This window comes from Mucilaginibacter sp. NFX135 (genome assembly GCF_048565145.1).
Classification (GTDB): domain Bacteria; phylum Bacteroidota; class Bacteroidia; order Sphingobacteriales; family Sphingobacteriaceae; genus Mucilaginibacter.
This window is the reverse complement of sequence record NZ_CP183412.1, coordinates 5,546,817-5,566,910: the sequence shown is the minus strand read 5'-3', so window position 1 is coordinate 5,566,910 and position 20,094 is coordinate 5,546,817. Positions and strand designations below refer to the sequence as shown.

Sequence of the window (20,094 nt, the reverse complement as noted above, 5' to 3'; positions counted from 1 at the left end):
TAAAGACATACCTTGCGGCGCAAAAGGCGCAAGAGTAGAAGAAAGTAAGAAAGGGTACACGGGGGATGCCTTGGCTCTCAGAGGCGATGAAGGACGTGATAAGCTGCGATAAGCCGCGGGGATCAGCAAATATGAATTGATCCGCGGATTTCCGAATGGGGAAACCTAACTAGTTGAAGACTAGTTGCATAAATGCGCGAACCTGCTGAACTGAAACATCTAAGTAAGCAGAGGAAGAGAAAACAATAGTGATTTCCAGAGTAGTGGCGAGCGAAATGGAAGAAGCCCAAACCTGTTATGTTACGGCATAGCAGGGGTTGTAGGACCACAATATGAATATCAAAATGAACCGGAACGGGGTGGGAAACCCGGCCATAGAGCATGAGAGCTGCGTACGGGTAAGTAATGATAGGATAGTGGGATCCTGAGTACCGCGAGGTCGGAGACGCCTTGTGGGAATCTACCAGCACCATCTGGTAAGGCTAAATACTCCTGAGAGACCGATAGTGAACCAGTACCGTGAGGGAAAGGTGAAAAGAACCCCGAACAGGGGAGTGAAATAGAACCTGAAACCGTGTACTTACAAGCGGTCGGAGCATAGTAATGTGTGACGGCGTGCCTTTTGCATAATGAGCCTACGAGTTACTCTTCCCTGGCAAGGTTAAGTGTTTAAGACACGGATCCGAAGCGAAAGCGAGTCTGAATAGGGCGTATAGTCAGGGGAGGTAGACGCGAAACCTTGTGATCTACCCATGGACAGGTTGAAGGTGCCGTAACAGGTACTGGAGGACCGAACCGATAAACGTTGAAAAGTTTCCGGATGATTTGTGGGTAGGGGTGAAAGGCTAATCAAACTGGGAAATAGCTCGTACTCCCCGAAATGTTTTTAGGAACAGCCTGGCGGTTGAGTTAATAAGAGGTAGAGCTACTAATTGGGTGCGGGGGAGTCAAATCCTACCAAATCCAGATAAACTCCGAATGCTTATTAATATACGCTGGAGTGAGGCTCTGGGTGCTAAGGTCCAGGGCCGAGAGGGAAAGAACCCAGACCATCAGCTAAGGTCCCCAAATTACTGCTAAGTTGAACTAACGAGGTCCGATTGCACAGACAGCTAGGATGTTGGCTTGGAAGCAGCCATTCATTTAAAGAGTGCGTAACAGCTCACTAGTCGAGCGATCGGGCATGGATAATAAACGGGCATCAAGCAGTATACCGAAGCTATGGATTTGCAGCAATGCATCTGGTAGGGGAGCATTCTATATGCCGGCGAAGCAGGAAGGACAACTGACTGTGGAGGTTATAGAAAAGCAAATGTAGGCATAAGTAACGATAAGGCGGGAGAGAAACCCGCCCACCGAAAGACTAAGGTTTCCTGATCAACGCTAATCGGATCAGGGTTAGTCGGGGCCTAAGGTGAAGCCGAAGGGCGTAGCCGATGGACAACTGGTTAATATTCCAGTACTTTTTATAACTGCGATGCGGTGACGGAGTAGTGACACTGACGCGAACTGACGGAATAGTTCGTTAAAGGCCGTAGGTATAGGGTTTGTAGTTAAGTACGCAGACCTTGCTGAAAGCTGATAGTACACCAAATCTTCGGACGAGGTGATAGTTCAGGTAATCAGACTTCCAAGAAAACCCGCTAAGCTTCAGGTTATAAAAACCCGTACCGTAAACCGACACAGGTAGTCGAGGAGAGAATCCTAAGGTGCTCGAGTGAATCATGGCTAAGGAACTCGGCAAAATGGCCCTGTAACTTCGGGAGAAGGGGCGCTGGCAGCAATGTCAGCCGCAGTGAAAAGGCCCAGGCGACTGTTTAACAAAAACACATGGCTATGCAAAATCGAAAGATGACGTATATGGCCTGACACCTGCCCGGTGCCGGAAGGTTAAGAGGGGATGTTAGTCGCAAGGCGAAGCATTGAATCGAAGCCCCGGTAAACGGCGGCCGTAACTATAACGGTCCTAAGGTAGCGAAATTCCTTGTCGGGTAAGTTCCGACCTGCACGAATGGTGTAACGATCTGGGCGCTGTCTCAGCCATGAGCTCGGTGAAATTGTGGTATCGGTGAAGACGCCGGTTACCCGCAACGGGACGGAAAGACCCCATGCACCTTCACTACAACTTAACATTGATATCGGATACAGGATGTGTAGGATAGGTGGGAGACTGTGATCCGGCTTCGCTAGGAGTCGGTTAGTCAACGTTGAAATACCACCCTTTCTGTATTTGGTGTCTAACTCTGCACAGCGGAGGACATTGTTTGGCGGGTAGTTTGACTGGGGTGGTCGCCTCCAAAAAGGTAACGGAGGCTTTCAAAGGTAAGCTCAGTACGCTTGGTAACCGTACGTGGAGTGCAATAGCATAAGCTTGCTTGACAGTGAGACAGACAAGTCGAGCTGGGTCGAAAGACGGATATAGTGATCCGGTGGTTCTGCATGGAAGGGCCATCGCTCAAAGGATAAAAGGTACGCTGGGGATAACAGGCTGATCTCCCCCAAGAGCTCATATCGACGGGGAGGTTTGGCACCTCGATGTCGGCTCGTCACATCCTGGGGCTGGAGAAGGTCCCAAGGGTTGAGCTGTTCGCTCATTAAAGTGGCACGCGAGCTGGGTTCAGAACGTCGCGAGACAGTTCGGTCCCTATCTGTTGTGGGCGTAGGAAGTTTGAGTGGGGCTGACCTTAGTACGAGAGGACCGGGTTGGACTAACCTCTGGTGAATCTGTTATGGCGCCAGCTGTATTGCAGAGTAGCTACGTTGGGAATAGATAAGCGCTGAAAGCATCTAAGTGCGAAACTAGCCACAAGATGAGACTTCCATTGAGGGTCGTAGGAGACTACTACGTTGATAGGTTACAGGTCTAAAGGTGGTGACATCATAGCCGAGTAATACTAATTGCCCGAAGCTTTCTTCAGATAGAAAAAGGGTTGATAGCAAATGGAACATAGATCATAGTAATATGTGCCATGAACCATGAACTATCAACCACAAACTAAACAACAATGTCTGTTGTTTTCTCTTAACTCAATCACTTCTTTCAATAATATGTCATTGTTTATTGAGGATAAAAGATGAATGGAACAAAGATCAAGGACAAATAATCCTTGCTCCTTACTCCCCGAATCCTTACTCCAATAGTAAACTATAAAATATTCAGGTGCCTATATCGGCGGTGTCTACCTCTTCCCATTCCGAACAGAGAAGTCAAGCCCGCCAGAGCCGATGGTACTGCGGTAAAACGTGGGAGAGTAGGTCGGTGCCCAATCTTAAATCAAGCCCTTGCTGGAAACAGTCAAGGGCTTTTTTGTGTGCTTTGATTTCAATATACATTATAAAATTTGACTATCTTATAGTAATAATAGAAATCATAGATTATATGACTGCCGACCTTTAAATCGTAGTTGCTAAAGGTTGTTTGTGGTTACCTCCATGGGTATATGCTTTTCCTTACAATACTTTTCTATTTCGCTGTCGTTTGAAAAGTATTCATCACAGAATTCATCGAGCTCTTTTTCAGTTGATTTTACATAACGCTCATTTGCTGTTAATAGCTTTTCCGTTTGTTCTATGAATTTTTCAAACTCGTTGTTTATTCTACATAACTTGTCTATTGTTTTGAAATCTAAATCTCTATACTTAGATGGGAATAGGATCTTGCTTTCGTAAGGATTTGCTTTGAGATTTATGATGCCAATTCCAAAGGATTGATTTAATCGTTCCATTTCTTCTGTTAATCCATCGCTGATTTCAAAAGCCACAAGATACCCGTAGTTTGCCCAACTGGAGTTAGAAACGGCTTGGAAAAATGAACGTTTTAATTCATAATCTGAATTGATTTCCTTTTTTATTTCATAGGACGTTAATTTAAATGTATCCACACGATTAATTGCTTTTAGAAACGTTTGACTGACCTTAGTATGCAGATTTAGAAGTTGTATTCCAATCATATCTGGATGAATCCACTTTTGGTGGTTATCCTTACTATTGGATGATTGTTCGTGAAAAATAGTCTTTGAATAAATACCAATATTTTTTAAATAACTACTTAAGAGCTTATGTAAAGATCGTTCATCATAGTTATTGAATTTATCTGACTTCTTATCGGGAAGCGTTGTCGGGACTAATTTTTCAATACTAATGTTCTGTTCATTTTTGGTTAAGTAGTAGGAAAATGTTCCTCCGGTTTCCTTTATCCTTTTAACCCTTGTATCTCCGTTTCTTATAAAGTCACCTAATAGAGCGGAAATTGTGGCACCAGGTGTTTTGGCTTCTTTGAAGTCGTAATAGCCTTTTGCAATTATATGTTGATATATAGCATAGTAATTCGTAACGCCGTTTACGTCGTCTAAGCTTTTTAGTATCGCTTCCTTAATTGTCATTTAATATTGGTTTTGAGATACTAAATATAATTAAATTCTAATCCTCAATTAAAAGGGGAACTAAGTATCCCTAGAAACAGAAAAACCCGCCATTACCAGCGGGTTTTCTTTGTTAATATATGATAAGATATAGGAAGGTTACTGTGTAGAAACTATGCGGTAAAGGATCCAGTTGTCGGTTTCGTATACGCGTTGGTAGTTTACGCCGCTGTTCACTATCTTAATGAGTGGGATATAGCGGCTACTCAACTGAGTATAGCCCGTAAACGGATTCTTTTGGGTCGCTATCAGGATATAATTGTCATAGCGGTAAGGCGTTTCTATAGCACTTAAAAACAGCTCCTGGTAGGGTAGGGTCAGTTTCTGGATGTCATGGGTAAACGCGGCAACAGGGTAGGCTACGGCATCATCCATTAGTACACGCGAAGTTTTGGGCAGACTATTAATAATATCTGCCAGCTCCATACTTTCTTCCTGGTCGGTATTCTGTTTGCCTGTTGTGAGCGTTGTTATAAACCTCTTTTCATCGGTTATTAAGGAATCGCTCAGGAAAATATAGCCGGTATATAATTGGATCAGTATCACAACCGATAATATTACCTTAAACAGCAGCTGCCGCTTTACCGTTTGCGCCTTAAACACCAGGCACAGTAACGCCAGGATCAGGAAAATGAGGTAATACTCGTAGTTTAAAAATATCTTATCGTACTTGATGTGCAAAAATTCAATAAAGGCAAATGGCGTTAAAATAGTTAAAGCCTGGTAGGTACTTTCCCTGAAAAGATAAATAGCCACCAATATGATCGGACAAAAATAGATCACCCTTAACGATACCATGATGGATAGCTCGGGTAACTGATAGTTGGCGCTGGTAGTGGCAATATCAAAATTAAGCTTATCAACCAGCACGTTCCAGGTGGCATAAGGGCTCTCGATAAAATAATTCAGATCATTGGCGTGCGTCAAATTGAGCAGCTTATAACAGATCACCGATGCTACGGGCAAAATAAACAGGATAATGTAGATGGCAAATGTTTTATTGATGAGCTTACGGCGCAGCGAGGGACTATTAAAACTTAAAAATAAGCGGAAAATAGATTCCTTTTCGCCCAGGTTTAAGCTTTGAACAGTGATGGCCAATACCAGCGGAGCAAAGAATAAGGTGAGCCAGATAAACTTATAATCGCAAAAAATAAGGATCACCAAACAGATACTGGCCAGCGAAACGTGAAACGTGGTATTGGAACGATAAAACTTAAGCAGGTTAAAAAAGAACAGGAAAAAGAAGGTGAGCACCATGTAAATGGATTTTCCCGAACAGGCTGTGTATAACAAACCCGGATGCAGAAAAAACAACAATAACAGTGCGTATAAATAAAAATCGTCTTCAATACGTTTGGTTAGGGTACTGGCAATAATGTAAAATAAAACGGCCGTACCAATGGCCGATGCTATTACCGGCGCCAGATAAGAGTCTATCCAGCTAAAAAGAAAGGTATTGTAAAAAGGCAGTAAGGGCGATGTAAGACCCATTACTTTAATGCGGTTGCCCAGGCCTTCAAAAACTATTTTGGTTTTCTCGATGTAAAAAATGCTTTCCTGATTATAATAACCCAGGTGATTTAAATAAATGCCGATCACCAGGTAGTAAGCGCCAAGTATCAGGGTTAAAATAAAAAGGTATTGATTTTTTGTGATCTTCATTACAACAATCTTATTTAATAACGTTTGTTGGATTAGGCAACAAAGGGGCCTCATCCCAACCCTTCTCCAAAGGAGAAGGACTTAAAAATGAATATTTATTCATTCGGCACGTCAAAGTCCTCTCCATTGGAGAGGATTTAGGTGAGGCTATTATTAATCTATTTAATAACATTTGTTGGGTTATTAACTTTACTTAATCCGTGATTGGTTTTTTCCCAGTAAAAAGGGTTCACTATTAACTGGTACAGGCCCATATAGGCGGCTGCCGAGTGCATTAGCCAATAAACCGGGTTGGCAATGGCAAATAATATCAGTTCAAAATACCGGCGTTTAAATACTGCCATCATGTTGATATAGATCATCAGGATGTTGCCCACCATCAGGTTAAATATCGCCATAAACAATACCCAATCAGGGAACAGGGTACGTATAGTCGAAAAATCAAATATCAGATAGCTGATAAATATGATGAGCAAAAGGGGGTAGGCCAAAAACGTGGCCGAGGTGCCGCCTATAAAAAAGTTAAAGCCCCAAAATCCCCGCCATCCAATTTTTTTAACCAATGCAGCCGGGTTGCGCATGTGCACCAGGTAAGTTTGCATGTACCCCTTGATCCAGCGCGAACGCTGGCGTATCCAGTTAATAGGTTCGTTGTTAGCTTCCTCGTAGGTGGTGGAATTGATGATGGATATTTTATAGCCTTTGGCGTAAGCGCGTACACCCAGGTCGGCATCTTCGGTAACGTTGAACGGATCCCAGGCGCCTAACTCTATCAGCGCGTCCATCTTAAAGTGATTGCTGGTACCACCCAGCGGAATAGGAATGTCCAGCGTATCCAGTCCGGGAAGCATGTAATCAAACCAGTAGGAGTATTCCAGGGTAAACATCCGGGTAAGGAAGTTCTCGTTCCTGTTAAAATAGTTTAACGCGCTTTGTATACAGATATAATTTTGCGGTAACTTGGCAAAAAGAGATACCACTTTTTTGAGCTGATCGGTATCGGGAATATCCTCGGCATCATAAATGGTGAGGTATTTACCCTTTGAAAAGTGCAAACCATAATTGCAGGCCTTGGGCTTGGTTTTAGGCATATGAAAAGGCACTACAATTACTTCAAAAACACCAGGGAAATCCAGGTTTTGAACCGCCTGCAGGGTTTTGTCGTCATCTTCTTCAATCAACAGTTTAATATCCAGTTGTTCGCGTGGATAATCCAGGCTCTGCAGGTTCCAGATGAGTTTTTTAATCAGTTTATCTTCTTTGTAAACCGGCAGCAATATGGTGTAAACAGGCAGGCTTTCTTCCACAATATCACGTACATCAGTTTTGGTTACCGCCTGGTGCAGTTCAAAACGCGAACCAATGAGGGCCAGGAACAATTTAAAAACAATGGCGATCAGGAAAAATAAACTCACTACCACATTAATGATGATAGAGGTGTTTTTAAAATTCAGCACCAAACCTACAGCGGTGATACCGATGATGATAAAAATAGTAACCAACTGCGGACTGGTAAAGGTGGTGGATGCCGAACTGGCCGGATCGCGCTTTAAAAGCTCATACACAGATGCTTTTACATATTTTTCGCCCAATAGTTTATGGCTCAGCCAGGTAATGTCCAGATCGCTGGCTACAATGATATGGGGTTCCAGATCATAAGTGAAGCGGATAAACTCAATAAACAGCTGGTTGCTCGGATCGCTCATTAACGTCACTACCTTATTGTTCTCGATACGGAGGGGTAAGGCAATATGATCGTTAGCAAATTTCAGATCTATCTTTTTCAGTATTTCGGTATCAAAAGCTTCTTCCCTTACCGGCGCGAAGGTAAAGCCCGCGTTGGTTAATGACCGCTCGTAATTTTTACGCGAGATATAACCAAAGTTCAAAGCGATTTTGGCGTATGACATTCCCGACCGTTCTGAAAAATGCTTGATTTTTTCCTGATCGCCTGGTGTGATGAACCTGTCGCTAACCAAAAGTTCAGGAATAGAAATACTCATATTTTGGGTGTTTTGGTATCAAGTAGTTAGTATCAAGTATCAAGTAGTTGCTTAAAACAGTATCAAAAGAAGTCATGATACTTGATACTATCTACTTGATACTTATTTTTAGTATCAAGTAGTTAAATATAGGTACCCCAAAAGTCGTGATACTTGATACTAACTACTTGATACTATAAAAGATTAATCGTTAAACAACTCCTGTGATTTTTGAACTTTTGAACGTACGTACAGGAACGACAGCAATATCAGTATCAGTAAACCCAGTAATATATACAGGTTGTAATTGTCCCAGAAGCGGGTTAAACCGCTTTTGGTGTCGATATATTCCAGGTTTTCGCTTGATTTATTGATGTTGAACAAATATTTGTTGGAGTTAACATCAGATATGCAAACGTTACTTGACAGGGTTGAAAGCTGTTCGGTAATGGATTTTGATACCGCTAAAAATGCCTCTGATATGTGCTTGCCAGTGGCTGTAAGTACCAGTGTGGCGTTATTGCTGTGCCCGTAAAATATCTGGGCCAGCCCGTTTGATACTGTGTCTGACAGGGAATAAACAGGATCATGATTGTCGGTATTATACAGCCGGAAATCACGTTCGAATTGTATTGGAGCTTCCGCAAACTCTTTCAGCAGTTTATCATCCTTTGAAAGCAGCGCAATGATATTGTATTTTTTAAGCTCAGTTGGCTGCATGGTATCTGAATAAACAAACTCAGGAAAGTTATTGGCGTTGATGTTGTTATTCAGCTCATAAATAATTTCGCCAAGCGCGGCAGCGGTATATTTGGCATAGTCCCTGCTTATTAATACACGCGTAGTACCTGTGTTAAAAGCTTCCGGGTATTGATAAAAGCTCAGATTGCTGGTGATGAACGGATTTTTTGATTCCAGGTATGATTTATCTACGTCAACCTCGGCAAAGAAATTGATGAAGCTGTCTTTACAATGCCCCGTAGTTGGGAAAAACCTGAATTCGGCTTCCAGCGTATTGTATTTATGGTGCTGGTAGCGATTAATGGTGATAGAAGTATTTAACTTACCAGATGCATCCAGCTTTTCGCTGCTGATGAGCAAACCATTGAGGTAAATATTAAAGAAACCGCGGTCGCCGGGGCTTAAACCGCTGTAGTTGGCCACAAAATGGATCTCTACTTCTTTTGGCGTAAAGCTAAAGTCGCTGTTTTTAAAGGAGTAGGCACTTTTTAACGAACCAATACCTGATAAAAAGTCGCTGATACCACCAATTTGTTTCAGTGATAATTTAGAGCGGTTTTCGTCGATGCTCTTAAAGAAAGTGTTTTGTGCTTTCTCGATCAGCAGGTAATCGCCATAGGTGGAGTTCAGGATATTCATGTTACCCAGGGCGGTAATAGCTTTTTCAAAACCAGTGTCGTCACCGCCGGTAACAAATAAAATTTCTTTAGATACGCTTTCCTGGCTTACGGTTTTAACGGGGGTAAGCGTACCGTTTGGCGCGGCAACCATGCGGGTAATAGTATCTGTAACCATGCTCACCGATTTGTGCAGGTAAAATAAACCCTGACCACTTTGCGGGGTTACTTTTACCAACTCGCGTTTGGCGGCAGGCAGGCTTGCTATATTACCCACTTGTATATAGTTACGCACGGTATCGGGGAGCTTATCTTCCTCAAAAACCTGGATGTTGCGTGTTTGCGTCTTCTTTAACCTTGAATAGGCCCATGCCACCGCTTTAAGGTCAGACAGGCTTGGGTTTGCCGGATAAACAATAGCCCTTTTAGAGTCGAAGCAGTTGCTGATATTGACGTTATCAAAAAAGCTCTTATTGCTTTTTAGTAATGACAGGTATGAATAATTTTTGATCTTTAACCACATAGCCGGGTTATCCAGATCCTTACACTCATCATCGCTGATGGTTAACAGGGTTTTTATCTGGATCTTCAGGAACTTATCGGCCGACAGATCCGCGCGGGTCAGGTTTAGGACGAGTTTCTGTATAGAATCCCTGGTTAAGCGGGCGCTATAGGCGGGCTTATTGTTGATAACCACGTTAATGTACGAACGCTCTTTGATCAAAGCCTGTGAAGGCTCAAAATATAACACCAGCTTGCTGCCATTCATTTCGGTAAGCGGGGTTATTTTCACATAAAATGAATTGGCGCCACTCATTCCGTATAGCACATCGTCTTCATGCCCAAGCGATTTAAAAGTTACTATACTTTGTGCTTGTGTCGATGTACTCACTAAAAATACAAAGGCTAAAAGGGCTAAAAATTTATTCATCTGGTTGTAAATATTAATTTATAACGTAAAACTCAACTCTAAAATAATTACCGTTATCGTCACTGCGATAGGTTAGTTCGCCGCCCATTTCCTGGGTCATTAGTTTGGCGATGGAAAGGCCTAAACCAAGGCGGCTTTCATTGGTACCTGATGTATCATTAAGCGTTTTTAGCTTGTTAAACATCATATCCAGTTCCTTTTGGCCAATGGCTATGCCTTCGTCAATAATTTCAAAAACAAAACGCTGGCGCTGCAGGCTGGTCACTACCCTGATATCATTATTGGTTTGCGAAAACTTAATGGCGTTTGATAAAAGGTTCTGAAATACTTGACCTGCAAATACCCTGTCGAGCCTAACATTAAGCGGCAATTTCAGGATATTATCCGTAAGGTGGATATTTTTCATCTGCGCGGTTTCATATAAGCCTTTGAAAACGTTGGCCACCTCTACATTGGCATCAAATATCTCGAGCTTAAACTGCATTTCCGGAGATTCTATCTCTTTTACATCCATCAGCTTATTGAGCAGATATTGCATTTTTTCGGCCGACTCCGCTATATAGCCCACATACTCCTTTTGGTCGTTACTGAGGCGATAGTCTTCTTCCTTGATCATGTTGTTGCTCATCACTACCGAGCCAATGAGATTTTTAAGGTCGTGCCCGGCTATATTGATAAAGCTGTTCTTTTGCCCGTCTATCTTGCGTAATTGTTCATATTGCGCATCGATCAGGTTGTTTTTGGCATTAATGTCGGCATTTTGTTGTTTGAGCTGCTCGTTTGATTTTTCGATCAGGATTTGCGAGCGCACATCCCTCCGCATTACCTTGTAACGGGTACCGGGGATGATACATGAAATAATAGCGGTTATAATAAAAAACTGCCCGCCACCTGTGCCAATCACGATATCCAGGTTGTAATCACTGAACAGATTAAAAAATATAGCCAATAGCAGCACAGCTACCAGTACCTCAATAAATGAATTTATAGGTTCCCAAAAAACCTGCAGGTTAAAAAATAATACAATAGTGGCAAAAACCAGGTAATAAATATTAAGGTTCTGGATCTTTACAATATTGCATAAAAGCGCCGATGTTACCGACAGCATAAAGAAACTGATATGCAGCAACAGGCGGTAATCATATCTTTTAGCTGTAAAAAGACCATGCAAACCGTATATAAGTGCGCTGGTGATCAATCTTACAATAAAAAACTGTATCCAAATTTCGGGAGCATATACGTAATCAATAATGCTGAAAACCGGGTAAAGCAAAATAATGGGCCAAATAATATTATTGGTTTGGAACCACGCTTTTTTATAGGTCTCTTTTATTAATTCGTCTTTTGCAATTTGAACAAACATTATTCGTTATCTTAAATTATAATTAAAAATCAAGCCCTGTTTTGTTATGGATTTTTATCAAGCTTAGGTTTAAGAGGTGAGAGTGAGAATAATTCTTTTAACGCAAATCTTAAACTATGTGTTAATACTCATAGTATCAACTGCTGGCGCTCTTGCAAAAAGCAGTCCAAAAATGCAGCAAGTCCGTTCGCTGGCTTTTAAACGTGCGCAAAGTTTGGATCATGGCATCAGTATTTCATGGCTGGAGCAAACATGGGTTAAACAAACGTTTGCGGAAGAGGATTTAAAAAAAAGCGATCTGGAGTTATTGAAGAAACTTGGCTTTAAAAGCATCCGGCTGCCCGTTGCTTTCGGGTGGTTTGAAGAGCAGCATGTACCCGATGAGGAAGTGTTCCGCCGTATTGATCAGGTAGTAAAACTATGCCATGATTATGGCTTTAAACTGGTGATTGATTACCACTACGGAAAGTTAAATGATACCAATTATTTGGTAGAAACACCTATAATTATTAACCGCTGGTTAAAAATAGTAAAACATTATATCCATACGGGCGCTGATGATGTTTTTTTTGAATTATATAACGAACCGCCCAGAATTGACCCCAAAGTGTGGAAGGACGCCGCCTATAACATGGTAACCGCCATCCGCAAAATTGATAAAAAGCATACCCTCATCATTGGCGCATCCAATTACAACAGTATTTATGAACTGAGCCGCTTTGTGCGCCTGGCCGATGAGAACATTATTTACACTTTTCATTTTTATGAACCCTTCTTTTTTACCCACCAGGGTGCGGCTTGGGTGGGCGACCAGGTGGCAACAACCGGGGTATCATTTCCTTATAATGCGGAAAATTTTCCAGCCCTCAACCCAAAAGCACGGGGAACCGCCGGCGAACTTAATTATAACAAGTATAATAAAGACGGTAATGAACAATCCATTAACGATAAACTACAGATAGTTAAGGATTGGGCCACTAAATACGATGTACCTATACTGTGCGGCGAATATGGCGTTTATAATAAATATGCCGATCTGGATAGCCGCTGCCGTTATATTAAAGCTGTGCGAATAGCCCTTAAACGACTAAACATACCCGGCATGCTTTGGGATTATAGCGGGTCGTTCTCTGTGTTTGCCGGTAAACCTGCTTTGAATACCTTCCCTACTTGTATGAAGGAGGCTATTGGGTTTGTGCGATAAAGGGGAGGGAAGTTTACTTTCACGCGTCATTGCTGTAAAGGATGAAGACAACCGACCAAAGGGAGCTCATTAATACCAACAGAAATAATATTAATAATCTCTATGCTGTACAGGACGGAGATGTATAGCGTATACCCGCTCTTGGCCGCGGGAGGGCCAGTTACTTTTGTCGCCACAAAAGTAACCAAAAAGGCTGTCACCAGAAATGCTTCTTTGCGCTCATAGCCTTTGCTCTGCAAAGCTGGCAGAACCACGGGCTGCTAAACCTTACCTCCACTTCGTTCACTCATTACCCTCCGCTTCAGGTAAGGTTCGCTATGCCCTTACAGCCGCACAGGCCAGCATCGTTCTGCCCGCTTTCGTCCGAAGCTTATCTGCTGACGGGGAAGAAGAAATCACTAAATCATTAATTAGTTGCCGCGTTAGGGATAGCAGCGGATACCGGCCTGTGGCTAATGCCCGGGCAGTATGAGCGGATAGCCCGGGCCGTAGGTAACGCCCTTCTTTAACTAATAGCCCAAAATCTTTACTCCCAAATAAATCCTTTATCTAATTATCTTTAATCCATTTCCCCCTGTCCATAAAATCATTTAACGTAATTATTCATTTATTGATTACCTTTGCCAGGTAATATACTGTTATGAAATTTTTTGAAGAAAAACGTCGGGAGGTTATGGAGCATATTGAAAAATATATGCTTGAGAAGATGTTTGAATATTTAAAACCTGTTGATACTATTTGGCAGCCATCTGATTTTTTACCTGACTCTACAAGAGATTCCTTTTTTAGTGAAATAAAAGAGCTGCAGGAAAGCGCCCAGGGTTTAAGTTACGACCTGATAGCCGTTTTAATTGGCGACACCATTACAGAAGAAGCGCTGCCTACTTATGAATCATGGCTGACCATGGTTGAAGGCGTATCTAAAGATGAAGAAGGCGGCTGGATGAAATGGACCCGCCACTGGACCAGTGAAGAGAACCGTCATGGTGACCTGCTAAACAAATACCTGTACCTGTCGGGCCGCGTTAATATGCGTATGATGGAGGTATCAACCCAGTACCTGATTGCCGATGGTTTTGATATCGGTACCGGCACCGATCCTTACCGCAACTTTATATATACCTCGTTCCAGGAACTGGCAACAAATGTATCGCACAGACGTGTAGCATCACAGGCTAAAAAGGATGGAGATACCCTGTTGTCAAAAATGTGTGGTACCATTGCCGGCGACGAAGCCCGTCATGCCAGAGCTTATAAATACTTTATCGAGAAAATATTTGAGGTTGACCCAAGCGAAGCCATGATAGCCTTTGAGGATATGATGCGTAAAAAGATCGTGATGCCTGCTCACTTCCTGCGTGAAGTAGGTTTAAAAGTAGGTCAAACTTTTGGGCACTTTACCGATGCCGCTCAGCGCCTGGGTATATATACCGCTATTGATTATGTGGATATATTGAAAGAGCTGATAGAAGACTGGCATATTGAAAGCACTATCGACCTGAACGAAGCCGGCGAAAAAGCCCGCGATTATATCATGAACCTGCCATCGCGCCTGCTGCGTGTTGCGGAACGCATGAAAAACCCCATGCTGGAATACAAATTCAGCTGGATAAACGGATAATTTTCCTTATCAGAAAATATGAACAAAGGCGCCTGAATAGGGTGCCTTTGTTGGTTTACAGGGATATCCCTACACGTCAATTGGAACGAGGGAAAAACTTTTACGCGGGTGATGTTCTGTTCATTGCGAGAGTTCCTGCGTTCCCCTCTTGAGAGGGGGTAGGGTGAGGCATGTGCAAAAGCAGGGGTGTGTTCTTCAGCATCGTAGATAACACACCCCTTCACCCCTTTCTAAGGGGAGTCCCACATCCCCGTACGCTTAAAATCCTATTTCTCTCCCTCCACCTTAAACCCTGGTTTGCTATACCCTTCCGGTACATAGCCATCCGGGATCTGGATGTGGTTACCATCGCGCAGGGCAAAGTAATTCGGTGACATGATCTCGACCCCGGCCTCGTTAAACTTGTCCTGTATGTTCTGATGCAGCCGGGAGTAGATAGCCGCCATCTGGTTCGATAGTTCTGTGTAAGCATTCAGCTGATAGGCTACGTTAAAATCGTTCAGTCCGGTTTGCAATACAAAGGGTTTATGATCGGTAAGCAGGATGCCTTCGGTGGCTTCGGCCGCGCTGATCAATAGGTTATGTACCGTTTGCCAGGGCACATCGTAACCAATAGTTATGGTGGTGTTGAGTATCAGTCCCATGGTTTTGGCTACGGTGCTGTAATTGGTGGTATGCCCGCTTAATATGGTAGCATTAGGTATGGTGATATCCTCGTTTTTAATGGTACGCAGACGGGTTACCAGCAGGTTTTTCTCCACCACATCGCCCATTACATCGCCTACTTTAATCCGGTCGCCAATTTTGTAGGGACGCATATAGGTAAGTACAATGCCCGATACCATATTGGATATGGCCGAGGATGAGCCCAGCGAAAACAGGATCCCTAAAAATACCGTTACCCCCTGAAAAACTTTAGAATCGGAGCCCGGCAAATACGGAAATATCACCACAAACATAAAAGCGAACAGCAATACCCTGATAATATTATAGGTAGGCATGGCCCATTCCGGGTAAAAACCATTAATGGTAATGGCGCCCTGGGCAATTTCGTTAGCAATAAATTTTACCAGCTTTACGATGTACCGGGTTACTATATAAATTACGGCAATGGTAAGCAGGTTAGGTATGTAGTGCACAATGCCCAGCAGTATACTTTTAAAGGGATTAACAATATAACTAAGCAGCTGTACCGCTATAGGTTTTGACGCGGGAAAAATAAAGAACAACACCGGCAGCGCCAGGTAAACCAGCAAAATGATCAATATAAACCTGCCAATGCGCAACAGGCCGGTAACTAATGGCAGCAGGCGTTTGGCATAAGCAACCGGGGCGCCTTTGGCGGCCAGTTTATCCATCCGGGCCTCCCAGGCTCTTAGTGTTTTTAGTTTTAACCAGCGCGAGCCCTTATTAAGCGCCCATATTAAAACAATCAGCAGTATCACTACGGCAACGGCTTCCAGGATATTAATAACCACTTGTTTGGTGCTGCTATCGGTAAAATAATTACCCAGTTTCTTTTTGAGGATGGCCAGGTAACTGGCTGCCAGTTGCGGGCGGTTAAGCTCAGTGAAGGTTGCGTCCTTATTATTTACCGCCAGAATAATTTGCGAATTATAGGAGATCACCGAAACCGAGGTATCGTTTTTCAGCGTGAGCGAATCGGGATTGAAATCAATGCGATCAACCAGTCCCTCAATACGTTTAGTAACTACCTGGGCCCGCTCGGCCGGTTCAAACAAGCCCTGCCCGGTATAAAAGGTAAAAAGCGTATCGCGGTTAATGATGACAGGATAACCTTTGGTTTCAACCGGTTTTTGTGCCAGGGCAGTAAAGGTCGCTAATAGAAACAGGACAAAAAGGTAATAACTTTTAGGCATAACAGGCAGATTTTCTGTTAAAGCTAAAAATTATATTTCAATTCTTTTTATCCTTCCTGCACCAGGTCGGTGCCCGGGTCGCCGGCCAGATCCTTGAACAGGTCGTTCAGGATAGATTCAATGGTAAGCGAGTTTACATCATCTACGTAATGTTCAGACCGGGTTATCCACAGTTCTGTGCCATTTAGAGTGAGGCTAAAGAGGAAGCCTTCATATATTTTGGGACTATTTATTTCAATGGAACCATTTTTTTGTTCCACAGTGAAATCAATATCACTTTTGCGGCGTTCATGAAAAAGGGGATTAAGCTTTTGCAGCAGCAGGTTGTACAGATCTTGTATCTTGATGGCTTTATGGAGGGTGATGATTTTCATGGCGATGGGTGTTTATATTTAAAGTACAAGCCGGGGTGGGTATTGTTTGTTGTTATATAAAAGCGATATTTAAGCGCGGAATCGACTCACCCTGGCTTTGCTTCGCTCGCCATCCCTCTCTTCGCCTGCGGCGGAAAGAGGGATGATGACTTAAAAGTTGCGTCATTGCGAGGTACGAAGCAATCCCCGATTTTACAGGGGCGCTTTGTATAGCATAGAGATTGCTTCGTACCTCGCAATGACGTGTGCAGAGAAAGGGCGGTCCACCCTCTTTCCGCCGTAGGCGAAGAGAGGGTCGCCCAACGAAGTACAGGCGGGGTGAGTCGGCTCGCCAACTATGAATTAAAAACACACACCAATGAATTACAAATTACTGGGCCGCTCGGGCCTTAAAGTTTCAGAATTATGTTTGGGCACCATGGGCTTTGGCACCGAAGCCGGCTGGGGTGCCGATAAGGATACCAGCTTTGCCATTATGGATGCCTACGCCAATGCAGGCGGCAATTTTTTGGATACGGCCAATATTTACAAGCTGGGTACCAGCGAAAAGATCATTGGCGATTATATGAGTAATCACGACCGCGATTATTTTGTGCTGGCCACCAAGTATACTCTGAAAGATAACATCACTAACCCCAATGCATCAGGTAACAGCCGCAAAAATATGATACGCAGCGTAGAGGAAAGCCTGAAACGCTTAAAAACAGATTTTATCGATGTGCTGTACCTGCACATTTGGGATGACATTACCCCCATTGACGAAGTGCTACGCGGCATGGACGACTTGATTAAACAAGGCAAGGTAAACTATGCTGCCATTAGCGATACACCGGCCTGGGTGGTAGCCAAGGGCAATACCCTTGCCGAATTGATGGGCTGGAGCCAGTTTATTGCTTTGCAGGTAGAGTACAGCCTACTGGCCCGCACCGCCGAGCGCGAACTGATACCAATGGCCAAACATTTCGGAATGACAGTAACCCCATGGGCGCCTTTAGCAGGCGGAGCCTTAACTGGAAAATATCTGAAAGGCGATAAAGGCCGTATCAAACCCGAAAGCAAGCGTTTGGATAGCCGTGCCGAAGGCATTACCAAAGTAGTCATGGACATCGCTACAGAATTGGGCGTATCGGAAAGTCATGTTGCCCTAAACTGGACCCGCCAGCAGGGTTTTTCGTGTATCCCGATAGTGGGTGCCACTAAAGTTGATCAGTTGCTGGATAACCTGAAAACGGTGGAGGTTGCCCTGAGCGATGATCAGCTGAAAAGATTGAATGATGCCAGCGCCATTGAGCTCGGTTTCCTCGGCGATTTTTTTAAAGAAGAGGGTGTGAGGATGAATTCCTTCGGCGGGTTTTATGATAAGGTGGAGAAAAGGTAAAAGGGCCTCACCCCGATCCTCTACAAAGGAGAGGGAGTTAAAATTGCTGAGTAAAGCCCTCTCCTTGGAGAGGATTATTACATGAGGGCTTCGCCGTTTAGATGAGGTTTTTTTTAATCTCCGCCAAAATTTTCGTATATTTATGTCAATCGGCATAGCCCGGCTTTCCAACCAGAAAGCCGGGCTGTTTAGTTAAAAGAAAAATAAGGCCAAAAAACGATCGTTTGCTATATGGTTATTTGAATGCCAATAATTTAATACTTTTTAAAGTTTTAAAAACATGCTAAAATCCTGCTGAAATTTGTTAAAAAGTGTTAAAACCCATGTTTTTCGAATGCTTTTGAGCTGTTTTTAGCCTCGTTTTGTACAGGAAAGTGTTAAAATTTAAGGTTTAAAAAGTTTTTTGGGGGATGGAGATCAATCAAAACGTTTCAAATATGCTTTGCTGATGAGATCGCCATAAAGGATAGTGCTTTTTTTATCCAGGCCGAACCAGGGGTTGCCATTATCCTGAAGTACCTGAATATTTTGGGCGGGCATAAAACTTTGTGCCAGCAGGAATCTTTTATGATGGCGGACATCTTCCACCACATCCAACACAATAAAACAATGCCCCGGCGAACCACCCCTGATAAATACATCCCCGGTTTTAAGCTGATCCGGGTCGCTTACTTTTTTGAGTTCTTTCTGTAAGGACAAAGTACCGGCATAGCTAAAAACCAGGTTCATATAATGCAGGAAGTTAGGGTAGCTATAGTCTTTTTTGGCCTTTAATACCCAATGATCATTGCTGTAGCGGTAGCCATTGGCATAGTGCACAAAATCACATTTGAAACCGCTGGTAAAATTAAAAGTAATGGCTTTATAGTTCCTTTGCCGATACAGGTATTCGCCGCGGAGACGCATTACGGCATCGGCACATTGCTGTAAGTCTTGGGTACCTATGCTCATATCTACAATGGCCGCGGTATACAGATCGGTACGGGCAATTTCGCCTTTGTAGGTGCGGGCAGGTGTACCCACGGGCTTAAGAGGAAGCCCCTGCAACCAGGCCCCAAAACTACCGGGTAATGCGGTTACTCGCTGAAAACCCGCCGGGGTTTTAAACCGGCTTACAACATTATCGGGTTTGACAGTACCAATAAATAATAATGTCAGCAGGAGGATGAAGGCTTTCATATAGTTTTGGCTTTTTTCAACTGTAAATAAGGATTATAGGGCACAGGCAGATCATTCACCAAGTGAAACGCCGAAAAATGCAGGTGCGTTGGCGAGCGTTTTTTGTATGCGTTATAGCCAGTGCGGCCAACTTCGGCAATCTTTTGACCCTGTTTTACCTCGTCTCCGGGCTTTACAAAAATGGCCTGGTTGTGTGCATAATAGGTGAAGAAGTTTTGTGCCGGATGATATACCCAAATGAATTTTCCACCACGGAGACTGCTTGACGGGTCCCATTCGTTGGTACAAGCTATTACAATGCCGTCGTCAACAACCAGTACATCAACCGGCTGATGGGTACGGTCGTCCAGGCAGTCTTGATTGCGATCATTAATAAAAATATCATGAGCAGGGTGGGCCGTATGCTTGTTACCATCAAGAAAATTGTAGCCCTTATCTGAGTATCCGTTGCCATTTGTACCCCCTATGGCGCTGATTTTGTAGCTTTTAAGCGGAAATACCCAACCGGATGAGGAGGGTTTATAACTGGTTTTTTTGAGCTGTTCTATTAGCGTTTTGAACTGACCGGCAGCATCCTGTCTTTTTATAGAACCATTTAAAATAGCCGTATTTAAGTTATTGATGTTGTTGCAAATGGTTTTGATATCCTGTGCATTTGAAATAACAGATATACATAAAAAACTAAGTAGCAGAATAATCTTTTTCATAAAGTTTATAACCCATTAAATTTATAGAAAT

The 20,094-nt window shown here is 43.2% G+C and carries 12 protein-coding genes and 2 rRNA genes; 5 read left to right on the top strand and 9 right to left on the bottom strand.

The features are described from left to right. Positions 1-37: 37 nt before the first annotated feature. Positions 38-2,918: ribosomal RNA gene (locus tag ACNURT_RS23235) — 23S ribosomal RNA — on the top strand. 238 nt (positions 2,919-3,156) lie between these two features. Then, positions 3,157-3,268 (top strand): 5S ribosomal RNA (rrf, locus tag ACNURT_RS23230). A gap of 139 nt (positions 3,269-3,407) precedes the next feature. On the opposite strand, the gene ACNURT_RS23225 is transcribed toward rrf, so the two are convergent. The 5 genes from ACNURT_RS23225 to ACNURT_RS23205 form a co-directional block, all read right to left on the bottom strand. After that, positions 3,408-4,382 carry a hypothetical protein gene (locus tag ACNURT_RS23225; protein ID WP_419699693.1) on the bottom strand — a complete coding sequence of 325 codons (975 nt, stop codon included), beginning with the start codon at positions 4,380-4,382 and terminating at the stop codon, positions 3,408-3,410. A 138-nt stretch (positions 4,383-4,520) separates the two neighbouring features. Continuing rightward, positions 4,521-6,086: a hypothetical protein gene (locus ACNURT_RS23220; protein ID WP_419699692.1), complete on the bottom strand. Its 1,566-nt coding sequence runs from the start codon at positions 6,084-6,086 to the stop codon at positions 4,521-4,523. 158 nt (positions 6,087-6,244) lie between these two features. After that, on the bottom strand, positions 6,245-8,089 hold the full coding sequence (locus tag ACNURT_RS23215) for a glycosyltransferase family 2 protein (RefSeq protein ID WP_419699691.1): 1,845 nt from the start codon (positions 8,087-8,089) through the stop codon (positions 6,245-6,247). Between the two features lie 183 nt (positions 8,090-8,272). After that, a complete protein-coding gene (locus ACNURT_RS23210; RefSeq protein WP_419699690.1) occupies positions 8,273-10,357 on the bottom strand; it encodes a cellulose biosynthesis cyclic di-GMP-binding regulatory protein BcsB in 2,085 nt (694 codons plus the stop codon). Between the two features lie 13 nt (positions 10,358-10,370). Next, positions 10,371-11,720, bottom strand: a complete 1,350-nt coding sequence (locus ACNURT_RS23205; protein ID WP_419699689.1) for a sensor histidine kinase — start codon at positions 11,718-11,720, stop codon at positions 10,371-10,373. Positions 11,721-11,838: 118 nt separating this feature from the next. On the opposite strand from ACNURT_RS23205, the gene ACNURT_RS23200 reads away from it, so the two are divergent. Both ACNURT_RS23200 and ACNURT_RS23195 read left to right on the top strand, forming a co-directional pair. Beyond that, positions 11,839-12,924 carry a glycoside hydrolase family 5 protein gene (locus tag ACNURT_RS23200; RefSeq protein ID WP_419699688.1) on the top strand — a complete coding sequence of 362 codons (1,086 nt, stop codon included), beginning with the start codon at positions 11,839-11,841 and terminating at the stop codon, positions 12,922-12,924. A gap of 640 nt (positions 12,925-13,564) precedes the next feature. After that, positions 13,565-14,545 carry an acyl-ACP desaturase gene (locus tag ACNURT_RS23195; RefSeq protein ID WP_370999046.1) on the top strand — a complete coding sequence of 327 codons (981 nt, stop codon included), beginning with the start codon at positions 13,565-13,567 and terminating at the stop codon, positions 14,543-14,545. A gap of 266 nt (positions 14,546-14,811) precedes the next feature. On the opposite strand, the gene ACNURT_RS23190 is transcribed toward ACNURT_RS23195, so the two are convergent. Both ACNURT_RS23190 and ACNURT_RS23185 read right to left on the bottom strand, forming a co-directional pair. Next, a complete protein-coding gene (locus ACNURT_RS23190; protein ID WP_419699687.1) occupies positions 14,812-16,425 on the bottom strand; it encodes a mechanosensitive ion channel family protein in 1,614 nt (537 codons plus the stop codon). Positions 16,426-16,472: 47 nt separating this feature from the next. Continuing rightward, complete coding sequence (locus ACNURT_RS23185) at positions 16,473-16,799, bottom strand: hypothetical protein (protein ID WP_419699686.1); 327 nt, start codon at positions 16,797-16,799, stop codon at positions 16,473-16,475. Positions 16,800-17,157: 358 nt separating this feature from the next. On the opposite strand from ACNURT_RS23185, the gene ACNURT_RS23180 reads away from it, so the two are divergent. Then, positions 17,158-18,177 (top strand): aldo/keto reductase, encoded by a 1,020-nt coding sequence (locus tag ACNURT_RS23180; protein ID WP_419699685.1) that lies wholly within the window; start codon positions 17,158-17,160, stop codon positions 18,175-18,177. Between the two features lie 417 nt (positions 18,178-18,594). On the opposite strand, the gene ACNURT_RS23175 is transcribed toward ACNURT_RS23180, so the two are convergent. Beyond that, positions 18,595-19,356, bottom strand: coding sequence for a DUF4846 domain-containing protein (locus tag ACNURT_RS23175; protein WP_419699684.1), 762 nt, complete (start codon positions 19,354-19,356; stop codon positions 18,595-18,597). Beyond that, positions 19,353-20,063, bottom strand: a complete 711-nt coding sequence (locus tag ACNURT_RS23170; RefSeq protein WP_419699683.1) for a M23 family metallopeptidase — start codon at positions 20,061-20,063, stop codon at positions 19,353-19,355. Before ACNURT_RS23170 ends, ACNURT_RS23175 begins: the two co-directional genes overlap by 4 nt. Positions 20,064-20,094 lie beyond the last annotated feature (31 nt).